The organism is Sphaerisporangium krabiense, from assembly GCF_014200435.1.
Taxonomy (GTDB): domain Bacteria; phylum Actinomycetota; class Actinomycetes; order Streptosporangiales; family Streptosporangiaceae; genus Sphaerisporangium; species Sphaerisporangium krabiense.
This window is the reverse complement of the sequence record NZ_JACHBR010000001.1, coordinates 1,397,833-1,421,589: the sequence shown is the minus strand read 5'-3', so window position 1 is coordinate 1,421,589 and position 23,757 is coordinate 1,397,833. Positions and strand designations below refer to the sequence as shown.

24 protein-coding genes are annotated in these 23,757 nt (G+C 72.5%); 20 read left to right on the top strand and 4 right to left on the bottom strand.

What is annotated here, in order from left to right; all coding sequences use genetic code 11:
• Positions 1-27: 27 nt before the first annotated feature.
• From BJ981_RS06150 to BJ981_RS06110, 9 genes are all read left to right on the top strand, one after another.
• Positions 28-1,449: an efflux RND transporter periplasmic adaptor subunit gene (locus BJ981_RS06150; RefSeq protein ID WP_204070351.1), complete on the top strand. Its 1,422-nt coding sequence runs from the start codon at positions 28-30 to the stop codon at positions 1,447-1,449.
• The gene (locus BJ981_RS06145; RefSeq protein ID WP_184608841.1) at positions 1,446-2,156 is read left to right on the top strand and encodes an ABC transporter ATP-binding protein; all 711 of its coding nucleotides are present in this window, start codon (positions 1,446-1,448) and stop codon (positions 2,154-2,156) included. The genes BJ981_RS06150 and BJ981_RS06145 overlap by 4 nt, the downstream gene beginning before the upstream one ends.
• A complete protein-coding gene (locus tag BJ981_RS06140; protein ID WP_184608839.1) occupies positions 2,153-3,337 on the top strand; it encodes an ABC transporter permease in 1,185 nt (394 codons plus the stop codon). Before BJ981_RS06145 ends, BJ981_RS06140 begins: the two co-directional genes overlap by 4 nt.
• A gap of 149 nt (positions 3,338-3,486) precedes the next feature.
• Complete coding sequence (locus tag BJ981_RS06135; protein WP_184608837.1) at positions 3,487-4,650, top strand: acetoin utilization protein AcuC; 1,164 nt, start codon at positions 3,487-3,489, stop codon at positions 4,648-4,650.
• Positions 4,651-4,739: 89 nt separating this feature from the next.
• A complete protein-coding gene (locus BJ981_RS06130) occupies positions 4,740-5,543 on the top strand; it encodes a phosphatase (protein ID WP_184608836.1) in 804 nt (267 codons plus the stop codon).
• Positions 5,544-5,864: 321 nt separating this feature from the next.
• Complete coding sequence (locus tag BJ981_RS06125) at positions 5,865-6,068, top strand: helix-turn-helix domain-containing protein (RefSeq protein ID WP_114029719.1); 204 nt, start codon at positions 5,865-5,867, stop codon at positions 6,066-6,068.
• Between the two features lie 360 nt (positions 6,069-6,428).
• Entirely contained in the window at positions 6,429-6,527 is a 99-nt protein-coding gene (locus BJ981_RS06120; protein ID WP_018654693.1) for a 30S ribosomal protein bS22, read from the top strand.
• A 98-nt stretch (positions 6,528-6,625) separates the two neighbouring features.
• On the top strand, positions 6,626-7,666 hold the full coding sequence (locus BJ981_RS06115; RefSeq protein ID WP_184608834.1) for an NAD-dependent epimerase/dehydratase family protein: 1,041 nt from the start codon (positions 6,626-6,628) through the stop codon (positions 7,664-7,666).
• Positions 7,663-8,616, top strand: coding sequence for a lysophospholipid acyltransferase family protein (locus tag BJ981_RS06110; RefSeq protein ID WP_372436926.1), 954 nt, complete (start codon positions 7,663-7,665; stop codon positions 8,614-8,616). The genes BJ981_RS06115 and BJ981_RS06110 overlap by 4 nt, the downstream gene beginning before the upstream one ends.
• Positions 8,617-8,662: 46 nt before the next feature.
• On the opposite strand, the gene BJ981_RS06105 is transcribed toward BJ981_RS06110, so the two are convergent.
• From BJ981_RS06105 to BJ981_RS06095, 3 genes are all read right to left on the bottom strand, one after another.
• A complete protein-coding gene (locus BJ981_RS06105; RefSeq protein WP_184608832.1) occupies positions 8,663-9,529 on the bottom strand; it encodes an HAD family hydrolase in 867 nt (288 codons plus the stop codon).
• Between the two features lie 82 nt (positions 9,530-9,611).
• On the bottom strand, positions 9,612-10,253 hold the full coding sequence (locus BJ981_RS39045) for a DUF5667 domain-containing protein (protein ID WP_184608831.1): 642 nt from the start codon (positions 10,251-10,253) through the stop codon (positions 9,612-9,614).
• Between the two features lie 163 nt (positions 10,254-10,416).
• A complete protein-coding gene (locus tag BJ981_RS06095) occupies positions 10,417-11,070 on the bottom strand; it encodes a sigma-70 family RNA polymerase sigma factor (RefSeq protein WP_184608829.1) in 654 nt (217 codons plus the stop codon).
• A 174-nt stretch (positions 11,071-11,244) separates the two neighbouring features.
• Here BJ981_RS06095 and BJ981_RS06090 point away from each other — a divergent pair, with 174 nt between their 5' ends.
• The gene (locus tag BJ981_RS06090; protein ID WP_184608827.1) at positions 11,245-12,921 is read left to right on the top strand and encodes a putative quinol monooxygenase; all 1,677 of its coding nucleotides are present in this window, start codon (positions 11,245-11,247) and stop codon (positions 12,919-12,921) included.
• A gap of 50 nt (positions 12,922-12,971) precedes the next feature.
• Here BJ981_RS06090 and BJ981_RS06085 read toward each other — a convergent pair whose 3' ends face one another.
• Positions 12,972-13,220 (bottom strand): glutaredoxin family protein, encoded by a 249-nt coding sequence (locus tag BJ981_RS06085; protein WP_184608826.1) that lies wholly within the window; start codon positions 13,218-13,220, stop codon positions 12,972-12,974.
• 231 nt (positions 13,221-13,451) lie between these two features.
• Between BJ981_RS06085 and BJ981_RS06080 the strand changes: the two genes are divergently transcribed.
• The 10 genes from BJ981_RS06080 (at position 13,452) to BJ981_RS06035 (ending at position 23,753) form a co-directional block, all read left to right on the top strand.
• Complete coding sequence (locus BJ981_RS06080) at positions 13,452-14,147, top strand: redox-sensing transcriptional repressor Rex (protein WP_184615701.1); 696 nt, start codon at positions 13,452-13,454, stop codon at positions 14,145-14,147.
• Positions 14,144-15,484, top strand: a complete 1,341-nt coding sequence (locus BJ981_RS06075) for a glutamyl-tRNA reductase (protein ID WP_184608824.1) — start codon at positions 14,144-14,146, stop codon at positions 15,482-15,484. Before BJ981_RS06080 ends, BJ981_RS06075 begins: the two co-directional genes overlap by 4 nt.
• Positions 15,481-16,416: a hydroxymethylbilane synthase gene (gene hemC / locus BJ981_RS06070; protein ID WP_239139334.1), complete on the top strand. Its 936-nt coding sequence runs from the start codon at positions 15,481-15,483 to the stop codon at positions 16,414-16,416. The genes BJ981_RS06075 and hemC overlap by 4 nt, the downstream gene beginning before the upstream one ends.
• A gap of 158 nt (positions 16,417-16,574) precedes the next feature.
• Positions 16,575-18,116 (top strand): bifunctional uroporphyrinogen-III C-methyltransferase/uroporphyrinogen-III synthase, encoded by a 1,542-nt coding sequence (locus BJ981_RS06065; protein ID WP_443729006.1) that lies wholly within the window; start codon positions 16,575-16,577, stop codon positions 18,114-18,116.
• 76 nt (positions 18,117-18,192) lie between these two features.
• Positions 18,193-19,182, top strand: coding sequence for a porphobilinogen synthase (hemB, locus tag BJ981_RS06060; protein WP_184608822.1), 990 nt, complete (start codon positions 18,193-18,195; stop codon positions 19,180-19,182).
• A 92-nt stretch (positions 19,183-19,274) separates the two neighbouring features.
• Positions 19,275-19,928, top strand: a complete 654-nt coding sequence (locus BJ981_RS06055) for a bifunctional DNA primase/polymerase (protein ID WP_184608821.1) — start codon at positions 19,275-19,277, stop codon at positions 19,926-19,928.
• Positions 19,929-20,126: 198 nt separating this feature from the next.
• On the top strand, positions 20,127-21,440 hold the full coding sequence (gene hemL, locus BJ981_RS06050; RefSeq protein WP_184608819.1) for a glutamate-1-semialdehyde 2,1-aminomutase: 1,314 nt from the start codon (positions 20,127-20,129) through the stop codon (positions 21,438-21,440).
• Positions 21,441-21,490: 50 nt separating this feature from the next.
• On the top strand, positions 21,491-22,420 hold the full coding sequence (locus BJ981_RS06045; RefSeq protein WP_184608817.1) for a LysR family transcriptional regulator: 930 nt from the start codon (positions 21,491-21,493) through the stop codon (positions 22,418-22,420).
• 13 nt (positions 22,421-22,433) lie between these two features.
• Positions 22,434-23,075: a histidine phosphatase family protein gene (locus tag BJ981_RS06040; protein WP_184608815.1), complete on the top strand. Its 642-nt coding sequence runs from the start codon at positions 22,434-22,436 to the stop codon at positions 23,073-23,075.
• 96 nt (positions 23,076-23,171) lie between these two features.
• Entirely contained in the window at positions 23,172-23,753 is a 582-nt protein-coding gene (locus tag BJ981_RS06035; protein WP_239139335.1) for a TlpA family protein disulfide reductase, read from the top strand.
• Positions 23,754-23,757: the final 4 nt, after the last annotated feature.

The following is a 23,757-nucleotide window of genomic DNA, read 5'->3' as shown; positions in this document are numbered from 1 at the left end:
GGTGATCTCCCTCCTACGATGGGCCGTGTGACGATTCGTCGCGGTCTCCCCCCGCTTCTGCTGTCCCTGATGGCCGTCCTCGCCGCGGCCTGCACGTCGGAAGAGGCGCCGAAGGTCCAGATCGGCACGGTGGCGCGCGCCCCGGTCAGCGAGGTCGTCGAGGCCCCGGCCACGGTCGGCGCCCGCGCCACCGCCACGCTGCGCTCCCCGGCCGCCGGGACCGTGGCCAAGGTGTACGTCCAGGACGGCGACAAGGTGACCAAGGGGCAGATCCTGGTCAGGATCAGCTCCCCGCAGGCCCGCGACCAGCTCGCCCAGGCACGCAGGGCCGAGCGGCAGGCGTCCGCGTCCCCGCGCGCCATGAGCGTCGCCGCGGCGCCCGGCCTCCGGCTGCCCGCCCCGAACCTCACCGCGTCCCTGGACCGCGAGGTCGCCCGCGGCTTCGCCCGGGCACGCGCCGCCGCCAGGAAGGTCGAGGACAGGCGGGTGCGCGCCCAGTTGCTCGCCGCGATCGACGCCGCCCGGACCCAGCACCGCGCCCAGAGCGCCGCGCTCAACCAGATCACCCGCGACCTCACCCGGTCGGTGAACCGGTCGCTCTCCCAGATGAGCGGGCAGATCGGCGCGGGGCTCGGCGGCCTGACCGCCTCCATGGCCTCGCTGCGCTCGGCCTCCGCCTCCCAGGCCAGGGCGCTGGCCAAGGCCGCCCAGGCCACCGTGGACGGCCTGGTGGTCAAGGCGCCCTTCGGCGGGATCGTCACGCTGGGCGGCGCTCCGGGAGGCGGCGGGGCGAACCTCGGCGCGCTGCTCGGCCAGCTCCCTCCGGCGCTCGCCGGGCAGGCGGGCGCCGCCGCGGGCGGGGCATCGGGCGGCGGCGCCGCGCCGTCCGCCGCCGGGGGCACGATCGCCTCAGGCGTCCCGGTGTCGGCGGGCGACGCCCTGGTCACCGTCACCGACGTCTCGAAGCTGTCGCTGTCGGCCGACGTGGACGAGACCGACGTGCTGCTCGTCGGGCCCGGCGTCCGGGCGGAGGCCGAGCTCGACGCGGTCACCGGCGCCACCTACAAGGCGACGGTCACCGGCGTCGGGGTCACCCCCAAGGAGGGCACGACCGGCGGGGTCAGCTATCCCGTGCGCCTCGCCCTCGGCGCGGGGACCTACGACGGCGGCGACGCCGCGCCCGCCCCCAAGCCGGGCATGAGCGCGGTCGTCAGGCTCACCGTGCGCGAATCGCCCGACGCGGTCGCCGTCCCCGCCTCCAGCGTCGTCACCAGCGGCCGGGAGACCGTCCTGTGGGTGGTGCGCGGCGACGGCACGGCCGAGCGCAGGGTGGTCACGCTCGGGGCCCAGGGGGAGGCGATGGTGGAGGTCACGCGCGGGCTCACCCTCGGCGAGCGGGTCGTCGTCAGGGGCGCCGACAGCGTCCGGCCGGGCCAGACGCTCCCGTGACCGGATCGCCGGCCGGCGTCCCCGCCTTCGAGGCCGTGGACCTGACCCGCTCCTACCACCTGGACGGGGTGTCGGTGGACGCGCTGCGCGGGGTGAGCCTGCGCGTCCACCACGGCGAGTTCGTCGCCATCGTCGGCCCCTCGGGGTCGGGCAAGTCCACGCTCATGCACCTGCTGGGCTGCCTGGACCGCCCCACCGGCGGCACGCTGCGCGTCGACGGCGCCGACGTCGCCACCCTGGACGACGCGGGGCTCGCCGAGCTGCGCAACAAGGCCATCGGTTTCGTGTTCCAGTCCTTCCACCTGCTCGCCCGCACCTCGGCGCTGGACAACGTGGCGCTGCCGCTGGTGTACCGGGGGATGGGCAGGGCCGAGCGGCGCGAGCGCGCCAGGCGGGCCCTTGAGGCGGTCGGCCTCGGCCACCGGCTGGACCACCGGCCGTCCCAGATGTCCGGCGGCGAGCAGCAGCGGGTGGCGATCGCGCGGGCGCTGGTCGGCGACCCCAAGGTGGTGCTCGCCGACGAGCCGACCGGCAACCTGGACTCCCGCAACGGCAAGGAGGTGATGGGCATCCTCGCCGCGCTGAACTCCGAGCAGGGCGTCGCCGTCGTCCTCGTCACGCACGACCGCGAGGTCGCGGGCGCCGCCCGCCGCCAGATCCACGTGCGCGACGGCGTCATCGAGCTGGACACCGAGGCCGCGCCGTGAGGACCGCCGAGGCGTCCCGGATGGCGCTGGAGGCGCTGCGCGTCAACCGGCTGCGCAGCGCCCTGACGATGTTCGGCGTCGTGATCGGCGTGTCGGCCGTGGTGATCCTCGTCGCCATCGGCACGGGCGCCAAGGAGACCGTCGAACGCGAGATCGCCGGGCTGGGCAGCAACATCATCCTCGTGGTCCCCGGCCAGGTCGGGCTCGGCGCCGCCCCGACGCAGAGCCGCCTGGACCTGAACGACGTCGCCTACGTCCGCCGCGTCGTCGGCGACCCGGCCAAGGTGACGGTCGCCGTCAACTCCGGCGAGTCCGTGCGGGTCGGGCGCACCGAGGTGTTCGCCACGATCACCGGCACCGACGAGTACATGCCGAACATCTTCGACCGCCCGCTGCGCCGCGGGCGCTACCTCGGCGGCACCGACGTGGACACGCGGCGCAGGGTCGCCGTCCTCGGGTCGGAGGTGGGGGAGAAGCTCTTCGGGGACGTGGACCCGATCGGCCGCCAGGTGACGATCGCGGGGGTGCGGTTCCGCGTCATCGGCCTGTACGAGCCGGTGGGCGCGACGTTCGGCGTCGCCAGGGACCAGGAGGTGCACATCCCGGTCACCACGGCCCAGCGCCTGGTGGGGCTGTCGCGGATCAACGGCATCGCGGTCGGCGCGTCGGACCCCGACGAGATCGAGCCGCTGCGGCGCAAGGTCGTGGACGGGCTCGGCGAACGCTACCCGGGCGAGCGGTTCAGCGCGGTCACCCAGACCCAGCTCCTCGGCACGATCGGGACCGTCCTCGGCATGCTCACCGGCGTGCTCGCGGCCATCGCGGGCATCTCGCTGCTGGTCGGCGGGGTCGGGGTGTCCAACATCATGCTGGTCAGCGTGCGCGAGCGCACCCGCGAGATCGGCCTGCGCAAGGCGCTCGGCGCCCGCGCGCGCGACGTGCTCGGCCAGTTCCTCATCGAGGCCGTGCTGCTCACCACGATCGGCGGCGTGCTCGGCATCCTGCTCGGCGTGGGCGGGTCGCTGGCGATCCAGGCGCTGTCGCCGGTGCCCGCGGCGATCACCTGGTGGTCGGTCGCGCTGGCCTTCGGGGTGTCGGCCGCGGTGGGGGTCTTCTTCGGCGTCGCCCCCGCGCGCAGGGCCGCCCGGCTGGACCCGGTCATCGCCCTGCGCGCCGAGTGAGCGGGTACGCCCGGGAAGGTCCCCTAACGTGCCTGTTCCACCCCGGCCGTCGCGGGCCGGTGACAGGCCGTGCGGTACGGTCGTTCTCATGAGCGTGTGCGGCGAACCGGTGACCCCACGCCCCTTCCGCAGGCGGGCGGGGTGACCGCGTGAGCCGATCCGTTCAGGTGGTGTGGGACGACCGGCTGATCTCCTACGACTTCGGCCCCGGCCACCCCCTCGCGCCCGTCCGGGTGGAGCTGACCATGGCGCTCGCCCGCGAGCTCGGGGTGCTGGACAAGGTCGCGGTGACGGGCTGCGTCCCGGCGACCGACGACGAGCTGGCCCTCGTCCACGCGCGCGACTACATCGCGGCGGTCAGACGCGTGTCCGCCTCCGGGGCGCCCGACCTCTTCCACGGCCTCGGCACCCCGGACAACCCCGCCTTCGCCGGCGTGCACGAGGCGTCGGCGCTGGTGGCGGGGGCCACGCTCGCCGCCGCCCGCGCGGTGTGGACGGGCGAGGCCGAGCACGCGCTCAACGTGGCCGGCGGCCTGCACCACGCCATGCCCGGCCTGGCCAGCGGCTTCTGCGTCTACAACGACCCGGCCGTGGGCATCGCCTGGATGCTGGAGCAGGGCGCGCGGCGCGTCGCGTACGTGGACGTCGACGTCCACCACGGCGACGGTGTGCAGGCGATGTTCTACGACGACCCGAGGGTGCTGACCATCAGCCTGCACGAGAGCCCGCGGACGTTGTTCCCCGGCACCGGCTTCCCGAGCGAGACCGGCGCCGAGGGCACGGCGGTCAACGTCGCGCTGCCGGCCGGGTGCGGCGACGCGGGGTGGCTGCGGGCCTTCCACGCGGTGGTGCCGCCGCTGCTGCGCGAGTTCGCGCCGGAGGTCCTGGTCACCCAGCACGGGTGCGACAGCCATGCCCTGGACCCTCTGGCGCATCTGATGCTGAGCCTGGACGGCCAGCGCCGGGCGTACGCCGAGCTGCACGCGCTGGCCCACGAGACGGCGGGCGGCAGGTGGCTGGCCACGGGGGGCGGCGGCTACGAGTTGGTGCAGGTGGTGCCGCGCGCGTGGACGCACCTGATCGCCGAGGCCGCGGGCGACCCGATCGAGCCCGCCACCGAGACGCCGCCGAGCTGGCGCGCGTTCGCCGCTGGACGTACGGGCGAGTTGCCTCCGCTGACCATGACCGACGGCCGTGATCCGGAATTTCAGGATCTGTCGCGGGGTTACGACCCCGGGGACGCCATAGACCGGGCGATCATGGCGACGCGGAAGGCGATCTTCCCCTCGCACGGGCTCGATCCCGAGCCCTGAGGGGCCGCATGGCGTGGCGGCCCGCCCGTGCGTGACGCCGTGACGGTCGCGCGAGGGCCGCACGACCTGCCGAGTGGACGGAGTGAACGATGGAGACCGCGACCCCTCCTTCGCGGGAAGAGCTGAGAGACCACCTCGTCCGGACGAGGATCGCCGGAGACGTGGCGACCAGCCGGGAGAACAACCTTGACCACTACCGCTCCCTCGCCGTACGCGACCCCCACTACATGTTCGGCCTCACCATGGACGGCGACTGGACCTTCCGCGACATCCTGGCCCTGATGGCCAAGTCCGCGGGCGTCGTGGCCGATCCGGACTTCCGCAGCGGCCAGGACACCATCGACCCCGACCGCACCATCGACGCGCTGGAGGCCATGGGCGACCGCATCGCCGCCGCCCTGAAGCGCGAGAACCCCAAGATCCTCATCGCCACCGGCCACCCCACCGGCCTGCTCACCACGCACCTGGCCCTGGCGCGGCTGGCCCGGCGGCACGGCGCCGAGCTGCTCACTCCGGCCGAGACGCGGTCGTTCACCGGCGGCCTCGGCCGCAAGCGCCGCATCCGCTACCTGGACGACGTGGCGATGCTGGACGACGGCGGCGCCCTCGTCCACACCCACGACCCCGCCCCGATGCAGGCGATGCTGGCCGAGCTGGACGCGGCCGGCGCCGAGCGTCCCGACCTGGTGATCGCCGACCACGGATGGGCGGGCGCGGCCGGGGAGGCGGGCGTCGAGACCGTCGGGTTCGCCGACAGCAACGACCCCGGGCTGTTCGTCGGCGAGGCGGAGGGCAAGATCGCCGTGACCGTGCCCCTGGACGACAACGTCCTGCCCCGGCACTACGGCCCGATGACCGACTATCTGGTCGCGAGGGTCGAGAGTGGTTCGTGAGACGCCTGCGGCGTGATCCGGCCGACCCGCAACGCGCGTTAGGTACGTGCCCTGTGGCCTCGGCATCGACCGTTTGCCAACTTTTTTCTGATCCTCGCCGACTCTAATGGGACGTGGTCAGACCACTCACAAGATCGGAATGAGGGCTCGGCCTGGCTGCTGGCCAGCCACTTTGTCCATTCTGGTGGCAGGCGTCTCCTCCGGCTGATGGAATAGGGGGTTTGCGCGATCGGAGGCGCGTTCTACGCTGACAGCAGTACACGTGCGTGAGCAATGGCACCAGTGGGGATAACCCGGAAACACGTGCGGAAGAGGCGTCCGATGGCTGCAGGCGAAAGACCTCTCAGTGAGGTGAAGTTCCTGACGGTGGCAGAGGTTGCCACCGTCATGCGGGTATCCAAGATGACGGTTTACCGGCTCGTGCACTCGGGTGAGCTGCCGGCCATCCGGGTCGGGCGGTCCTTCAGAGTGCCCGAGCAGGCGGTGCACGACTACCTGAGGGATGCGTTCATCGAGGCGGGTTGAAGTGATCGGTAGCGACCACGGCGGTCGGCGGCCGGCAACCGTTCGATAACGAGCGCATCGGTTCGCCAGGGTGCGAACCACCCCGCCGGGCCGGGGCGGGCGGCTCGCCGCCCGCGTCGTGGCCGGTCGTGGGCGACCCCTGGCGTGGTACGCGGGATCCCCCCAGGGAGCGTCGTTCCCCCCGAGGAGCGAGCGACCGCGGATCCCCGGTAGGCTGTTGCTTCGGTGTGCTCCTAGGCGATGCGCCGAACCAGGCCCAGGCGTGCCGTGAGAACGGCCCGCCCGCGCGGCCCAGGACGGCGCGCCACTCGCCCGAGGGCACTCGCTGATTTGACAAACCTACCTTCACCTGGGGGTCCCGTGGGCTCTGTGATCAAGAAGCGCCGTAAGCGCATGGCCAAGAAGAAGCACCGCAAGCTTCTCAAGAAGACCCGCATCCAGCGGCGTAACAAGAAGTAGCGCGGGCCGGCGACGCGGAGCGGCGGGCCGGGCGCGACACGCCCGGCGAGCATCCCGAGCAGAGCGGTACCCACGACACGTCATCCTGCGAGGCGCCGATGACCCACACCGTGCTCGTCACAGGGGTCTCCCGGTACATCGGCGCGCGCGTCGCGAGCGCCCTCGCGGCCGACCCGGTCATCGACCGGGTCATCGGTGTGGACACCGTGCCGCCGCCATCGCTCGCGCGGGGCGGCGGCGGCGTCGCGCTGGGCCGCACCGAGTTCGTCCGGGTCGATCTGCGCAGCCCGGACATCGCGCGGGTGATCGCCGCGGCGGACGTCGACTCCGTCGTGCACATGAGCCTCGTCAGCGCTCCTTCCAGGACCACCGGGCGGTCCTGGATGAAGGAGCACAACGTCATCGGCACGATGCAACTGCTCGGCGCCTGCCAGCGGTCCGCCACCGTGCGCCGCGTGGTCGTCCGGTCCACGACCGCGGTGTACGGCTCCTCGCCGCGCGATCCGGCCGTCTTCACCGAGGACGCCGAGCCGGTCGAGGCGCCCGCGCACGGCTACGCCAAGGACGCGTGCGAGGTCGAGGCGTACGTGCGCGGCTTCGCGCGGCGGCGTCCCGACATCACCGTGTCGCTGCTGCGCTTCGCGAACTTCATGGGCCCCGGGGTGGACTCCCCGCTCACCCGCTACTTCACCCAGCCCGTCGTCCCGACGGTCTTCGGGTTCGACCCGCGCCTGCAGTTCGTCCACGAGGACGACGCGGTCGAGATCCTGCGCCGCATGGCCGTCGAGGACCATCCCGGCACGTTCAACGTCGCGGGCGACGGCGTCATGCTCCTGTCGCAGTGCGTGCGCCGCGGCGGCCGGCCGACGATGCCGGTGCCGTCCCCCGTGTTCCGCGGCCTCGGCGACGCCCTGCGCCGTCTCGGCCGCGTCGACTTCTCACCCGAGCAGATCTCGCTCATGCTGTACGGCCGGGCCGTGGACGCCGGACGCATTACCGCCGAGCTCGGCCGGCCTCCGACGTTCACCACCGCGGCCGCGTTCGATGATTTCCTCCTCTCGCGTGGCCTGTTTGGCGGTACGCCACTCCCTGTGATCGACTGGCTGGGAACAGTGCTCGGCGGGGGCAGGGAAAAGTGAAGCGGACACACTCATTCGACGGCTTTGACGAGGACGACGGCGCGACGGCGAGGGTGATCCCGATCACCTCGGCGCGGCGCGAGCAGGACGAGAGCGATGCCAAGCCCGTCGAGGACCGTCTGGCCGAGCTCCTGGCCTTCCTGCGGCGGCGCCTCGCCGGCGAGTACGAGGTCGACGAGTTCGGGTTCGACCCCGAGCTCAACGACAAGGTGCTCCTCGAACTCATCCGCCCCCTGTACCGCCACTGGTTCCGCGTCCAGACCCTCGGCCTGGGCAACGTCCCCGACGAGGCCGGCGCCCTGGTCGTCGCCAACCACTCGGGCACGATCCCGGTCGACGCGCTGATGCTCCAGGTCGCCCTGCACGACGAGCACCCCGCCCACCGGCCGCTGCGCCTGCTCGGCGCCGACCTGGTCTACCAGCTCCCCGTCCTCGGCCACCTGTCCCGCAAGTCGGGCCACACGCTCGCCTGCCCCGAGGACGCCGACCGGCTGATGCGCAAGGGGGAGCTGGTCGGGGTGTTCCCCGAGGGTTTCAAGGGCGTCGGCAAGCCGTTCTCCGAGCGGTACAAGCTCCAGCGTTTCGGCCGGGGCGGTTTCGTGGCCTCGGCCATCCGCGCGGGGGTGCCGATCATCCCGTGCGCGATCGTCGGCGCGGAGGAGATCTACCCCAAGATCGGCGACCTGCGCTCCCTGGCCCGCCTCTTCGGCCTCCCGTACATCCCCATCACGCCTCTGTTCCCCTGGCTGGGCCCGCTCGGCCTGGTGCCGCTGCCGTCCAAATGGATGATCGAGTTCGGCGAGCCCGTCCGCACCGACCAGTACGACCCCGAAGAGGCCGAGGACCCCATGCTCGTCTTCAACCTCACCGACCAGGTCAGAGAGCTGGTCCAGCAACAGCTGAACCGCCTGCGCCTCCAGCGCGGCCACGCCTTCCCGCCGTTCTTCTGACCCGCCGAGGCCCGTCGCCGCGCCGGCGTGGCCCCGAGGCGTGCCCTCACAGGGAGCGGTAGTACTTCCTGAGCGCGATCGCCGCCGCCACGCCGCCCGCGAGCGCGCCCGCGCCCGCCGCGATGGGCAGGCCGATCATGGTGGCCTTGCGCCCGGTGCGGAAGTCGCGCACCGTCCAGTCGTTCTGCCGGGCGTGTTCGAGCAGCTCGCTGTCGGGGTTGATCGCGCACGGGCGCCCGACGAGCCGCAGCAGGGGCAGGTCGTTGGCCGAGTCGCTGTAGGCCGTGCAGCGGGACAGGTCGAGGCCCTCGCGCCGGGCCAGGGCCTTCACGGCCTCGGCCTTGGCGGGCCCGTGCAGCAGGTCGCCCACCAGTCGCCCGGTGTAGACGCCGTTCTCGGTCTCGGCGACGGTGCCGAGGGCCCCGGTGAGGCCGAGGCGCTGGGCGATGACCCGGGACAGCTCGACCGGCGTTGCGGTCACCAGCCACACCCGCTGGCCCGCGTCCAGGTGGCTCTGGGCGAGCGCGCGGGTGCCGTTCCAGATGCGGTCGGCCATGACCTCGTCGTAGATCTCCTCGCCGAGGCGGACGACCTCGTCCACCTTGAGGCCCACCACGAACGCGAGCGCGGTCTCCTTGGCGCGGGCGATGTGCTCGGGGTTCTCGTTGCCGCGCACCCGGAACAGCGCCTGGCCGATGGCGAACCTCAGCAGGTCGGTGGTGGTGAACAGCCCGCGCGAGGCGAGCCCGCGCGCGAAGTGGTAGATCGACGCGCCGCGCATCATCGTGTTGTCGACGTCGAAGAACGCCGCGGCGGTCGTGTCCGGCTCGGCGGCGGGGGCCGCCACGGCGGCCGCGGCCGCGACCTCGCCGGCGATCTCCGCTTCGGTATGCCGTCGTAGTAACCGCCTCATAGCACATCAGCTTAACCGTGTGGAGGGGGCGAAATGGGTGTACGCGGCGTTAGCGTGGCGTGACCGTCCGGGGACTCCCCGGTCAGGGCGTGAGGTCGTCGATCATGTCCAGGTAGGCGCTGGCCTTCATGCGGTCGTCCCCGCCGAGCTGCGGGATCATCGGGGCCACCACGTCGCGCTGCTGCTCGGTGAACTTCTTCAGCGCCGGGGTCTGCTTGCCGTGCCGCTTGACGTGGCCGAGCGCGGTGAGCGCCGAGCGCGTGGTCGTCGTCATCTCGTCCAGCGTCCTGCCGATCAGCTTCTCCCGCCCGGAGCCGGGGTAGCCGAGCAGGGCGGCGGCCTCGGTGGCCCGGGAGTGGGCGACGGTGAGCTCCCGCTGGGCGCGCTCGGTGTCGTCGGTGGTCAAGGTGAGCAGCGTCGCCTCGGCCGCCCGCTTGATCGCGTACAGGCGGTCGCCCGGCACCGACGCGTAGGTCTGCATGCCGGTGAAGACCAGGAGCACGGCCAGGGCGGCGACGAGGACGGCGGGCCGCAGCCGCGTGAGCGCCGGCCGGCGCGGGGCCGGCGGCTCCGGCTCGGCGGCGGGCTCGGCGTGGGCGGCCAGCAGTTCGTCGCGCAGGCGCTCCCGGAAGCCGGCCCCGGGGCCGTGTCCGGCGTCGGCGCCGATCTCGTTCAGCCGGCGGACGAGATCGGGCCGGGGATCGTGCCGCGCGACGGCGGGCACGCGCCGGATAAGCCACCGCGTAGGCCCCCACTTGCCCATGAAAGCTCCCTGCCGCACGCACTACGATGATCCATAGGTGCTACATGCCCAACGACGTGGGGAGCCGATAAGTTACGGCCCGTCCCAGGTCCGTGACGGCCGCCCGCCGGCCGCCGCGCGCCGATCAGCCGAGGTCGTCGGGCAGCGCCCTGGCCAGGGCGCGGATCGCGCGGAACTGCAGGGCCTTGATCGCGCCGCTCTTCTTGCCCATGATCAGCGCGGTCTCGGCCAGGGACATGCCGTGCAGGAACCGCAGCACCACGCATTCCTGCTGCTCGGGATTGAGCTCGCGTACGGCGCGCAGCACCCGTTCGGTGATCATCGTGTTCACCACGGCGTTCTCCGGGATGTGCGCGCCGTCCAAGGGGGTGTCCAGCACCTCGGCGGTGGCCACCTCCATGCGGTACCTGCCGGACTTGTAGTGATCGATGACGAGGTTCCTGGCGATCGTCACCAGCCACGCGCCGACGTCCCGGCCCTGCCAGGTGAAGTGCGCGATGCGGCCCAGCGCGCGCAGGAACGTTTCACTGGTGAGATCCTCCGCGAGCGCGTGGCAGCCGACCCGGAAGTAGACGTAGCGGTACACGAGGTCGACGTACCTGTCGTAGAGCGCCGCGAAGGCGTCGGCGTCACCGGTCTTGGCGCGGAGAACCACTCTCCGGAGCTCGTCGGAGTCCGGGGAGGGGCGCTCTCGCTGCTCGTCGGCGGCGCGCGTGGTGTTCACCGTGTCGGCCGCTCCTGCTGGGGAAAGCCCGGCGACCGACCATGAGTTCGACATCCGGTGTATCCCTGGGGAGGAAAAGGGAAGGGCGCGTGCTCGAACACTCTAGAAATCATCGGGAAATTGCACAATCCACTTTGCCTCAGTAGGTAGCACGCGTAACTGGAGTCATGTCGCACTCCAGGCACCGGCTACCGGTTTGGAGGTAATGTCCGGCAGAGTTGAGCCATCATGGAAGCCCTCGTTGCCGTCACCGCGTTCGCCGGCGCGTTGTTCGCCGCCATCACCACAGGCATCCTGGCCAGGCGTCTCCGTGACGAGCGCACAGGCTGGCTCATCGCCTGGACCGTCACCACCGCGGCGCTCTGCCTGGCCCTCAGCGCCGTCGCGGTGGGGCACCTCATCGGGTTCGGGCCCGTGACGTTCCGCGTCTACCAGATCAGCGGCGCCTTCCTCGCGCCGTTCTGGCTCTCCATCGGCATGGTCCAGCTTCTTGCGCGCGGGGTGGCGGGGCGGTTCGCCGCCTGGCTGTTCGGCATCGCCTTCACGCTGGTCACGGTGGTCATCCTGGCCGTGGACCCCCTCAGCGCGCCCGAGGCGCTCGCCAAGAAGGTCCTGCCCCTCGGGGACGCGCACTGGACGATCATCCCGACGGGGCTGCTCACCGCGGCCCACGGCCTGACCTACCTGATCCTCATCGGCTGCCTCATCGTGGCGGTCCTGCGGTGGCGCGCGGGCGGCGACAACGACGCCGACAACATGCACGCCGGCGTGGTGCTCACGCCCACCGGGCTGGCCATCGTCGGCGCGGTGCGGTTCGCGATCCCGGGAGTGTTCGCGGCCCTGGTGATCACGCTGATGGTGGGGGCCGTCTGGTACGCCGTCGCCCGGCCGCTCGCGCCCTACGACGAGGAGCGCGACGACGCCGACGACTGGGAGGAGGAGCCGGCGCCCGTGCGGCGCCGGGGTCCGGAGCCTCCCCGGCCTGCCGAGCGGCCCGAGGCGACGCGGGAGGCCCCGCTGCCGCCCCCGGCTCCGGCGCCCGCGATGCCGCCGCCCCGCCGCTCGGGCCTCGGCGACCTCGTGGCGGAGTACCGGGCGGGCGACCCCGCCGAGGTGGACTACGCCGCGCGCATGCAGCCCGGCGGGTTCGGCGGCGGCCCGAGGACCGGCGAGTTCATCGACCAGGACCAGGGCGGGCAGGGGCCGGTCGGCCGCCATGGCCAACACGGCCAGCAGGGCCAGCACGGCCAGCAAGGCCCACATGGTCAGCAAGGTCAGTACGATCCGCACGATCAGCTCGGTCGGCAGGAGCAGCAGAGCCGGCGCGGGCAGCACGGGCAGCAGGGCCAGCAGGGGCGATTCGGCCCTCCCGGTGAAGCAGGCGGGCCGGGCGCCTTCCATGAGGGCGGGTTTCCCGGCCAGAACGGGGCGCCGGGTTCGCCCGACTACGCGATGCCCGCCACCGGTGTGGTGTTCCCCGGCGGTGAGGGCGGCGCGGCGTTCGGCCGTCCCGAGCCGCCCGCGGCCGGGCGCTCGGCGGCGGCCTCACCCGCCGCGGGGCCGGTCAAGCCGTCCTCCGGCATCTACGGCCTGCTCACCGTCTTCACGCTCATGGACGGGGCCGGGGAGGCGTTCGACCGCCTGGCGGAGGAGACGGTGGAGGCGGTGCGCCGCAGCGAGCCCGACACGCTGATCTTCATCTGCCACTCGGTGAAGTCGGCGCCGCTGCAGCGCATCGTGTACGAGATCTACCGCGACGAGGTGGCCTTCACCGAGCACCAGCGGCAGGCGCACATGGAGCGCTTCGCCCGCGAGAGGGTGGCGCACGTGCTGGCGGCGAACGTGATAGAGCTCAACGTCAACGCCGCCAAGGTGGTCCCGCTGCCGACGGCCTTCCGGGTCTGACCTCGGGACGGGCCCTGGTCTGGACGGCCCGGGGGCGGCCGGACGGGCGGTCAGGCGGTGAGCGCGGCGCGCAGGCGCGCCTCGTCCACCCGCCAGAAGTCGTGCTGGACGCCGTCGACGAATGTGACCGGGATCATGTCCCAGTACGCCGCCTGGTCCTCCGGAGAGGTGGTGATGTCGCGCTCCTCCCAGGAGACGCCCAGCTCGGCGGCCACGCGCTGGATGACGGCCCTGGCGTCGTCGCACAGGTGGCATCCTGGTTTGCCCAGCAGAGTGACCGTGTGATCTCGCGGCGGCATGTGCCCAGCCTAACGGTGCCGCGGCGTCGCGGCCGACGGGCCGGATCCCGGACCGGCACCCCTACCTGGGACAGTAAGGACCCGAGACAGCGCGCTCGCACTTTGTGCATGTCTTCACAAAGGGACTAACCTGGAGGCCTGCGCCCTTCTCGACATCCGTCGCAACCGCGAGCGCGGCCGGGGCGCACCGGCCGCCCGTCCCCTGGAGTTCCGGCCGAAGTGACCCGCCGCATGTCTCAAGCGCGTGAACGTGGCATCCCCGATGCGACCGTCGCGCGGTTGCCGCTGTACCTGCGCGCCCTCAACGGGCTCGCGGAGCGGGGCACCGCGACCGTCAGCTCCGAGGATCTCGCCGTCGCGGCCGGGGTGAACTCCGCCAAGCTCCGCAAAGACCTCTCCCATCTCGGGTCCTACGGCACCCGCGGCGTCGGATACGACGTCCAGTACCTCATCTACCAGATCTCCCGCGAACTCGGCCTCACGCAGGACTGGGCCGTGGCGATCGTCGGCGTCGGCAACCTCGGCCGCGCGCTCGCCAACTACGGCGGGTTCGTGTCGCGGGGCTTCCGCGTGGCCGCCCTGTTCGACGCCGACGCCTCCGTGGTGGGCGAGCACCTGGTCGGCATGGCCGTCGAGCACATCGACAGGCTCGAAGAGGTGATCGTGGCCCGCGGCGTGTCCATCGTGGTGATCGCGACGCCCGCGGCGGCGGCCCAGGCGGTCGCCGACCGGGTCATCGCCTCAGGGATCACGAGTATCTTGAACTTCGCCCCCGTTGTGCTCAATGTGCCTGACGGAGTCGATGTCCGCAAAGTAGACCTATCGACCGAATTGCAGATCCTTGCGTTCCATGAGCAGCGCAAAGCGGATCGTGAATCAGGGAGCCCGATCATGGCCGAGAACCTGGCGGAGGCGATGGACGCATGAGTCTTCTGGCTGTGGGCCTCAGCCACAGAACCGCGCCCGTCGCCTTGCTGGAACGCGTGGCGGCCACCGGTGACGCTCTGGTCAAGCTGCTGCACGACGTGCGAAGCGACGCGCACGTGGCCGAGGTGATGATCGTCTCCACCTGCAACAGGGTCGAGGTCTACACCGAGGTGGACCGCTTCCACGGCGGCGTGACCGCGGTCACCCAGATGCTCAGCGTGCATTCGGGCATCCCCCAGGAACAGCTCACGCGCCATCTGTACGTCCACTACGAGGACCGCGTGGTCGAGCACCTGTTCACCGTCGTGTGCGGGCTCGACTCGATGGCGGTGGGCGAGGGGCAGATCCTCGGCCAGGTCCGCCAGTCGCTGCGGCTCGCCCAGGAGCAGGGCACCGCGGGCTCGACGCTCAACGAGCTCGCCCAGCACGCGCTGCGCGTCGGGAAGCGCGCCCACACCGAGACCGCCATCGACCGCGCCGGCGCCTCCCTCGTCGAGCTCGGCCTCACCCTGGCCGGGAAGGTCATCGGCCCCGTCCAGGGCAGGCGCGCGCTGGTCGTCGGCGCCGGCTCGATGAGCGCGCTGTCGGCCGTCACGCTCGCCAGGGCCGGCGTGACCGACATCGTCGTCGCCAACCGCACCTTCGAACGCGCCGCGCGCCTCGCCCAGAGCGTCGGGGGCCGCGCCGTCGAGCTGAAGGACGTCGAAAGGGAGCTGGCCTCGGCGGATGTGGTCATCTCCTGCACGGGAGCGGGTAGCGTTGTCATCGGCACCGAGATGGTGGCGTCGGCCGTGCGGGACAAGCCGCTTTTCCTGCTCGACCTGGCGCTGCCGCACGACGTCGACCCGGGCGTTCGCACTCTGCCCGGCGTCACCCTCGTCGACCTGGAGTCGATGCAGGAGGCCGGGCTCGGCGGCGAGGGGCGCGACGGCGGCGCCTCCGAGGAGGTCGCCGCGGTCCGCTCGATCGTGGCCACCGAGGTGTGCGAGTATCTCCGGGCCGAACGCGCGGCCAAGGTGACGCCGACGGTGATCGCTCTGCGCGCCAAGGCCGCCGAGGTCGTCGAGACCGAGATCGGACGCCTGGTGACCCGGGTGCCCGAGATCGACGGGCGGTTGCGGGGAGAGATCTCCCAGACCGTCCGCAGGGTGGTGGACAAGCTGCTCCACGAGCCGACCGTGCGTGTCAAGCGGTTGGCGGCGTCCCCGGCGGGCGATCATTATGCCGAGGCGCTGCGTGAGCTGTTCGACCTGAACCCGAAGGTGCCGGAGGCGGTGACGAGAGCCGAGGTCGCCGAGGTGGAGACCGACGCGACCGGTCGCGAGGGGGACGCATGACCGAGAGCATGGTGAAGGCGGGCCCGCGCGTGCTCCGGCTCGGCACGCGCCGCAGCCTGATGGCCACCACCCAGTCGCAGCGCGTGGCCGACCGGCTGACCGCGCTCACCGGCCGTCCGGTCGAGCTCGTCGGCGTCACGACCTTCGGCGACGTCACCAAGGCGCACCTGGCCCAGCTCGGCGGCACCGGCGTGTTCGTCAGCGCCCTGCGCGACAAGCTCATCGAGGGCGAGATCGACTTCGCGGTCCATTCCCTCAAGGACCTGCCGACCGCCTCCGACCCCCGCGTCCTGCTGGCCGCGACCCCTCCGCGCGACGACCCGCGCGACGCCCTGGTCGGCGCGGCCAAGCTCGCCGACCTGCGCCCCGGCGACAAGGTGGGCACCGGATCGCCGCGCAGGGTCGCCCAGCTCCGCGCGCTCCGCCCGGACCTCGACTACGTCCCGATCCGCGGCAACGCCGACACCCGCATCGGCAGGGTGGCCTCCGGCGAGCTGGCCGCCGTCGTGCTGGCCGCCGCCGGGCTCGGCCGCCTGGGCCGCGCCGCCGAGATCTCCGAGCTGTTCGACGTGGCCGACGTGCTGCCGGCGCCGGGCCAGGGCGCCCTGGCCGTGGAGTGCCGCGCCGACGACCACGCCCTGGCCGAGCTGCTCGCCGTCCTCGACGACGCGCGCACGCGCGCGGCGGTCACCGCCGAACGCGCCGTGCTCGCCGCGCTCGAGGCCGGGTGCAGCGCGCCCGTAGGTGCGTACGCCTCCGACGAGGGGCACATTCTCAACCTGACCGCCGCCGTGGTGGCCTTTGATGGCACGCGGTCGGTGCGCAAGTCCACCGCCGGGGATCCGTCGGCGGCCATGGAGCTCGGCCGCGATCTCGCGGCCGCCATGATCGCTGAGGGGGCCGGCACGTTGATGGGGGAGCGGACCCATTGAGCTCCGGAAGCCAGACCAGCAAGACCGTCGACACGGGCAGGCCAGAGGCCGCTGACGCCGCGAAGGCCGGCGTGGCCGAGGAGGCGGCCCGTGAGACGCATGAGATCCACGAGAGTCAGGAGGCTCAAGAGGCCCAGGAGGTACGGCGCTCCGGGTTCGTGGCCTTCGTGGGAGCGGGGCCGGGCGACGAGAACCTGCTCACGCTGCGCGGCGCCGACCTGCTGGCCCGCGCCGACGTCGTCGTCCTGGACCGGTCGGCGTTCGGCGCGATGCTGCGGCACTGCGGCCCGGAGGCGGAGATCGTCGACGTGGCCGCCGAGACGGGCGCGGTGTCGCTGAAGGCGGTGCAGCACGCCAAGGCCGGGCGCCGCGTCGTGCGGCTGTGCGCGGGCGACCCCGGTTTCTTCTCCTCCGTGGCCGACGAGGTCGCGGCCTGCGCCAAGGCCGAGGTCGACTTCGAGATCGTGCCCGGCGTGCCGCCGGCGACCGGCGTGCTCACCTACGCGGGCATCGCCCCGGCCGCGTCCGTGCCGGAGTTCCGCATCGTGGACGCCACCCGCGTGGACGACTGGGCGGCGCACGCCGCCTTCGAGGGCACGCTGGTGATCTACAACGGCGTCGCCGAGGCCGTGCCGATCGGCAGGGCCCTCGTCGCGGCGGGCAGGCCGGACGCCACGCCGGTGGCCGTGACCCAGAGCGGTACCACCACCGAGCAGTACACCGTGGTCTCCTCGCTCGGCAGGCTCGCCGCCGACCTCAAGCACGCCGACATCTCCGAGCCCGCGGTGATCGTGGTCGGCGACGCCGTCACCGGCCGCGATCGCCTGTCCTGGTTCGAGAACAAGCCGCTGTTCGGCTGGCGGGTGCTGGTGCCCCGCACCAAGGAGCAGTCGGCCGGGCTTTCGGAGCAGCTCAGGTCGTACGGCGCCGTCCCCGAGGAGGTCCCGACGATCTCGGTGGAGCCGCCGCGCACCCCGCAGCAGATGGACCGCGCCATCAAGGGCCTGGTCACCGGCCGCTACGAGTGGGTCGCGTTCACCTCCGCCAACGCGGTCAAGGCGATCAGGGAGAAGTTCGAGGAGTACGGCCTGGACGCGCGGGCGTTCGCCGGGCTGAAGGTCGCGGCCGTCGGCGAGGCCACGGCGCGCGCGCTGATCGCCTTCGGGGTCAAGCCGGACCTGGTGCCCGTGGGCGAGCACTCCTCGGAGGGCCTGCTGGCGGAGTGGCCCCCCTACGACTCGATGCTCGACCCGATCAACCGGGTGCTGTTGCCGCGCGCGGACATCGCCACCGAGACCCTCATCGCCGGGCTGACCGAGCTCGGGTGGGAGTGCGACGACGTCACGGCCTACCGCACCGTCCGCGCCGCGCCGCCGCCCGAGGCGATCCGCGTGGCGATCAAGAGCGGCGGCTTCGACGCCGTGCTGTTCACCTCCTCCAGCACCGTGCGGAACCTGGTGGGCATCGCGGGCAAGCCGCACAACGTGACGGTCATCGCGGTGATCGGTCCGCAGACCGCCAAGACCGCCGAGGAGTTCGGCCTGCGGGTGGACATCATGGCCGACAGCACTTCGGCGACGGCGCTGGCCGCCGCCCTCGCGGAGTACGGCGCCAAGCAGCGTCAGGCGGCGCTGGCCGCCGGTGACGTCCCCCGGCGGCCCTCGCAGACCCGCAGGGGAGCCCGCCGCCGGGCCAAGTGAACATCAAGCCGACATCCCCATCGTGACGTTCCCGCCCGCGCGGCGGTACGGCACGAGGTCAGGGAGGGGAGAGACGATGAGCAACGCGGGCTTTCCGGTCGCGCGGCCCCGCAGGCTGCGCAGAACCGTGCCGATCCGGCGCATGGTGGCGGGCACCCGGCTGCACCCGGCCGAACTGGTGCTGCCGATGTTCGTGAAGGAGGGCGTGAGCGAGCCGCAGCCGGTCGCGTCCATGCCGGGGGTGGTGCAGCACACCGTCGACTCGCTGCGCAAGGCCGCCAACGAGGCGGCCGAGGCGGGCGTGGGCGGGCTGATCCTGTTCGGCGTGCCCGCGGTGAAGGACGCCCGCGGCTCGGCGGGGGACGACCCGGACGGCATCCTGCAGCAGGCGCTGGCCGAGCTGCGCGCCGACCTGGGCGACGCCATCGTGATCATGAGTGACACGTGCCTGGACGAGTACACCGACCACGGCCACTGCGGCGTGCTCACCCCCGAGGGCGAGGTCGACAACGACGCGACGCTGGAGCGCTACGCCTCCATCGCTCTCGCCCAGGCGACCGCGGGCTCGCAGGTGATCGCGCCGAGCGGCATGATGGACGGCCAGGTGGGCGCGATCCGCGCCGCCCTGGACGCGGGCGGCTTCCCGCACCTCCCGATCCTGGCGTACTCGGTCAAGTACGCCTCGGCGTTCTACGGCCCGTTCAGGGACGCGGCCGAGTGCGCTCCGCAGTTCGGTGACAGGAGCGCCTACCAGCAGGACCCCGCGGGCCCGGTCGGCGAGGCCCTGCGCGAGGTGCGCCTGGACCTGGACGAGGGCGCCGACGCGGTGATGGTCAAGCCCGCGCTGGCCTACCTGGACATCCTGCGCCAGGTGCGCGACGCCGTGGACGTGCCGGTGGCTGCCTACCAGGTGAGCGGCGAGTACGCCATGGTGGAGGCCGCGGCGGCCAACGGCTGGATCGACCGCGACCGCGTGATCATGGAGTCGCTCATCGCGATCAAGCGCGCGGGCGCCGACATGATCCTCACCTATTGGGCTACGGAAGTGGCCAGAAGACTACCCTGACGGGTCATTTTCCGTGGTTTCCGGGGGTCGGCTCACCTCACCCGGCCGCCATCGGGCATCATCGGGGAAAGGCGAGGTGGGGGAGGAACACGATGGTGGGGGTGCCGCTGGCGGCTCGCCGGGCCAAGAAGCGAGGCCGGGCCCATGGCAGGGCGCAGACGATCACCTCGGTGCTGGAGTACGCGGAACTGGGCTGGGCGAGCGTCCTCGGCGCGCATCCGATGCGCGAGGGACGGCGCGCCTGTTCGTGCGACCGCGTCGGCTGTCCCGACCCCGGGGCGCATCCGCTGTCGCCGGCCTGGCAGATGATGGCGACCACGGACACCGCTCTGCTCACTCGATGGTGGGAGCAGAACCCCGAGGCCAACGTCATCCTTCCCACGGGCAGGGTATTCGACGTGTTCGACGTGCCCGCCACGGCGGGCCACACCGCACTGGTCGCGATGGAGGAATCCGGCTTCGCGACGGGCCCGGTCGCCACGACAGGCGACCGGGTCCTTTTTTACGTGGCCACCCGCGGCGCTCCCGAGGACGAGGACGAGTGGTGGTCCTGCCACCTGGACTGCGGCCCCGAGAGCATCGACGAGACCCCCGGCCTGCGCTGGCACTGCCGTGACAGCTACGTCCTGGCCCCGCCGTCGTCCCTGGCCGACGGCAGCCACGCCCGCTGGCTCCGCCCGCCCGACGGCCGTCCTCTCCCCGACCCCCTCCACGTCCTGGACCACCTGGCCGACGCCTGCGAGTGAGGACAAGCGTCTTCCCTAGCGCGAAGACGCAAAAGTGCCCACCCTCATCCCGTGAGGGCGCGCCGGTGCTCTGGAGCCGGCACGCGCAAGGGTGAGGAACGATCCCTTGCGCGGGACGGCGGAAGAGCACCGGCTCAAAGGCGCCCTCACGCCGCGCGGCCGGAGGCCGCGCCATAGGCACTGCACTAGCCTGGACGGGTGAGCCTTACGAAGATCTCAGAGGCCCTGTTCGATCGTGCCCGGGCCGTGGTGCCCGGCGGGGTGAACTCCCCGGTGCGCGCCTTCGGCGCCGTCGGCGGCACTCCCAGGTTCATGGAGTCCGGTGAGGGGCCGTACATCGTGGACGCCGACGGCAACCGGTACGTCGACCTGGTGTGCTCCTGGGGTCCGATGATCCTCGGGCACCGTCACCCGGCCGTGGTGGAGGCCCTCGCCGAGGCGCTGTCCCGCGGCACCTCCTTCGGCACGGCGACTCCTGGCGAGGTCGCGCTGGCCGAGGAGCTGGTGGCGCGGGTGGGCCCGGTGGAGAAGGTGCGGCTGGTCAGCTCCGGCACCGAGGCCACCATGTCGGCGGTGCGGCTCGCGCGCGGCTTCACCGGCCGTTCCCGCGTGGTGAAGTTCGCCGGGTGCTACCACGGGCACGTGGACGCCCTGCTCGCCTCGGCCGGCTCGGGCGTGGTCACCTTCGGCCTGCCCGACACCCCGGGCGTGACCGGCGCGTCCGCCGCCGACACGATCGTGCTGCCGTACAACGCGCCCGACCTGGTGCGCGAGGCGTTCGCGTCCTTCGGCGGCGAGATCGCCTGCGTGATCACCGAGGCGTGCCCGGCCAACATGGGGGTGGTGCCGCCCGCGCCCGGCTTCAACGCCCTGCTGCGCGAGCTGTGCACGGCCTCGGGCGCGCTGCTGATCCTGGACGAGGTGCTGACCGGCTTCCGGGTCTCCGCCTCGGGCTGGTACGGCCTGGACCCGGTCGAGGCCGATCTGATGACGTTCGGCAAGGTGATGGGCGGCGGGCTGCCCGCGGCGGCGTTCGGCGGCCGCGCCGAGGTCATGGACAGGCTGGCCCCCGAGGGTCCCGTGTACCAGGCGGGCACGCTGTCGGGGAACCCGCTGGCCACCGCGGCGGGCCTGGCCACGCTGCGGGCCTGCGACGCCGAGGTCTACGACCGCGTGGACGCCGCGGCGCTGATCATCGGGCGGGCCGCCTCCGACGCGCTGGCCGCGGCCGGGGTGCCGCACCGCCTCCAGCGCGCGGGCAACCTGTTCTCGATCTTCTTCACGGCCGACCCCGTGACCGACTTCGACGGCGCCCGCGCCCAGGACGCCGGGGCCTATCGGGCGTTCTTCCACTCGATGCTCGACCAGGGGGTCTACCTGCCGCCGTCGGCCTACGAGGCGTGGTTCCTGTCGGCCGCCCACGACGAGGAGGCCGTGGCCCGGGTGGCCGAGGCGCTCCCCGCCGCCGCCAAGGCCGCCGCGGCGGCGGCCGGGAAGCCGGGAGACGAGTAAAGCCTTCAGCGGCTCGCGACGGTGCGGCGGTCATCGTTTAGCATTTCTGTATGTTGGATCTCCACCGCCTCAAGGCCCTGCACGCGGTCGCGGTGTACGGATCGGTGGGCGCCGCCGCCGAGGCGCTCATGGTCACGCCTTCGGCGATCTCGCAGCAGCTCGCCAAGCTGGAGCGCGAGACCGGCTCCACGCTCCTTGAGCGCAGCGGGCGCGGCGTCAAGCTCACCGACGCCGCCGGGCTGCTCGCCGAGCACGCCGAACGCATCCTCGCCCTGGTGGAGACCGCGGAGGCCGACTTCGAGGCGCTGCGCGGCACCGTCGTCGGCCGCCTGCTGATCGCCGCGTTCCCGACCGCGGCCCGCGGCGTCATGCCGGGCGCGCTCTGCGAGCTCAAGCGGCGCCACCCCGAGCTGGACCTGATGCTGTACGAGCGCGAACCCGAGCGCCAGATCCGCGAGGTGGCCCGCGGCGAGCTGGACCTGGCCATCGTCCAGGACTGGCTGAACCGCCCGATGGCGCTCCCCGAGGGCCTGTCCCGCGCGGCCCTCTTCGAGGACCCGGCCGACGTCGTCCTCCCGGCCGGGCATCCGCTGGCCGCCCGCGACGAGGTCGACCTGGCCGAGCTGACCGGCGAGCGGTGGATCGGCTCGTCGCCGGGCATGGTCTGCCACGACTGGCTCGTGCTGACGCTGAGGACGGCCGCCCTGGAGCCGGACTTCTCCTGCATCGCCGACGAGTACCCCACGCAGGTCGCGCTGGTCGCGGCCGGGCACGGGCTGGCGCTGATCCCGCGCCTCGGGCGCGGTGACCTGCCGCGCGAGGTCCGGGCCGTGCCGCTGCGGCCGAGGCCCCTGCGGCGCATCTTCGCGATCTGGCGCACCGACGCGGCGCGCCGCCCGGCCATCCGCGCGGCCGTCGAGGTGCTGCGCCAGATGACACCGCCGCCCGGCCTGACGGCCGCAGAGCGGTCCGGACAGTAGGCTGGTGTCCGTCATGACTGAAAGCACCGTTGTTCACCTGCTCCGCCACGGAGAGGTGCACAATCCGCATGGGCTTCTGTACGGCCGGCTGCCCGGGTACCACTTGTCCGACAACGGCCGCTCGATGGCCGAACTGGTGGCCAAGGCGCTCGCGGGCCGCGACGTCGTCGCGCTCTACAGCTCCCCGCTGGAGCGCGCCCAGGAGACCGCCGCGCCGGTCGCGCAGACGTTCCGCCTGGAGATCCGCACCGACGACCGCCTGATCGAGGCCGACAACGTCTTCGAGGGCGTTCCCGTCGGCGGCATGTTCCGCGCGCCGGGCAACTACCGTCATCTGTGGAACCCCGCCCGGCCCTCGTGGGGCGAGCCGTACGTCCAGGTCGTCGAGCGCATGCGGTCGATCGTCAACGCGGCCAGGGCGGAGTCCCGCGGCCACGAGGTCGTGCTGGTCAGCCACCAGCTCCCGATCTGGATCATCCGCCTGGCCGCCGAGGGCCGCAGGCTGTGGCACGATCCGCGCCGCCGCCAGTGCTCGCTGGCCAGCCTGACGAGCTTCACCTTCGAGGGTGACCGGCTGGCGAGCATCGGCTACAGCGAACCGGCAGGTGCGCTCGTCAAACCGCCTAAACTGCTCAAACCAGGCAACAGGCGATAGTCGTCCCGACGCGGCGCCGCCCCGGATTCGGGGGCGTGCGTCCTGCTGGGTAGGGTTTGAAGCTCTACCGGTCGTAGTACAAGGAGACCCTTCTCGGTGTCCGCGAAGCCACGTGCCCTCCTCGCCGCCGTGCTGGCCATGGCGGCCCTAGCGGGCTGCGCGGGAACCCAGCAGGGCGCCCAGCCGCAGTCGGGCGACACACGCTTCGTCGCCGGCGACGGAAGCATGCTCGTCGTCCCGGCCGGTCAGCGCCAGGCGGCCCCCGAGGTCCAGGGCCAGACCCTGGAAGGCACGGCCGCCGCCCTCGCCGACCACAAGGGCAAGGTCCTCGTGCTCAACTTCTGGGCGTCCTGGTGCGCCCCGTGCCGCAGCGAGGCCCCGGTGCTCAAGGACATCGCCGCCAAGACCAAGGACCACGGCGTCACCTTCCTCGGCGTCGACTTCAAGGACGACAAGGCGCAGGCGCTGGCCTTCCAGCGCACTCAGCAGCCGGGGTACCCCAGCCTGTTCGACCAGCCGGGCAAGGTCGCGCTGGCCTTCCACGGCATGGTCAACCCCGCCGCCATCCCCTCCACGCTCGTGCTCGACCGGCAGGGGAGGGTCGCGGCGCGCGCCCTCGGCGAGGTGCGCCACTCCGACCTGCTCAACGTGGTGACCAAGGTCAGCGATGAGAAGTAGCGTC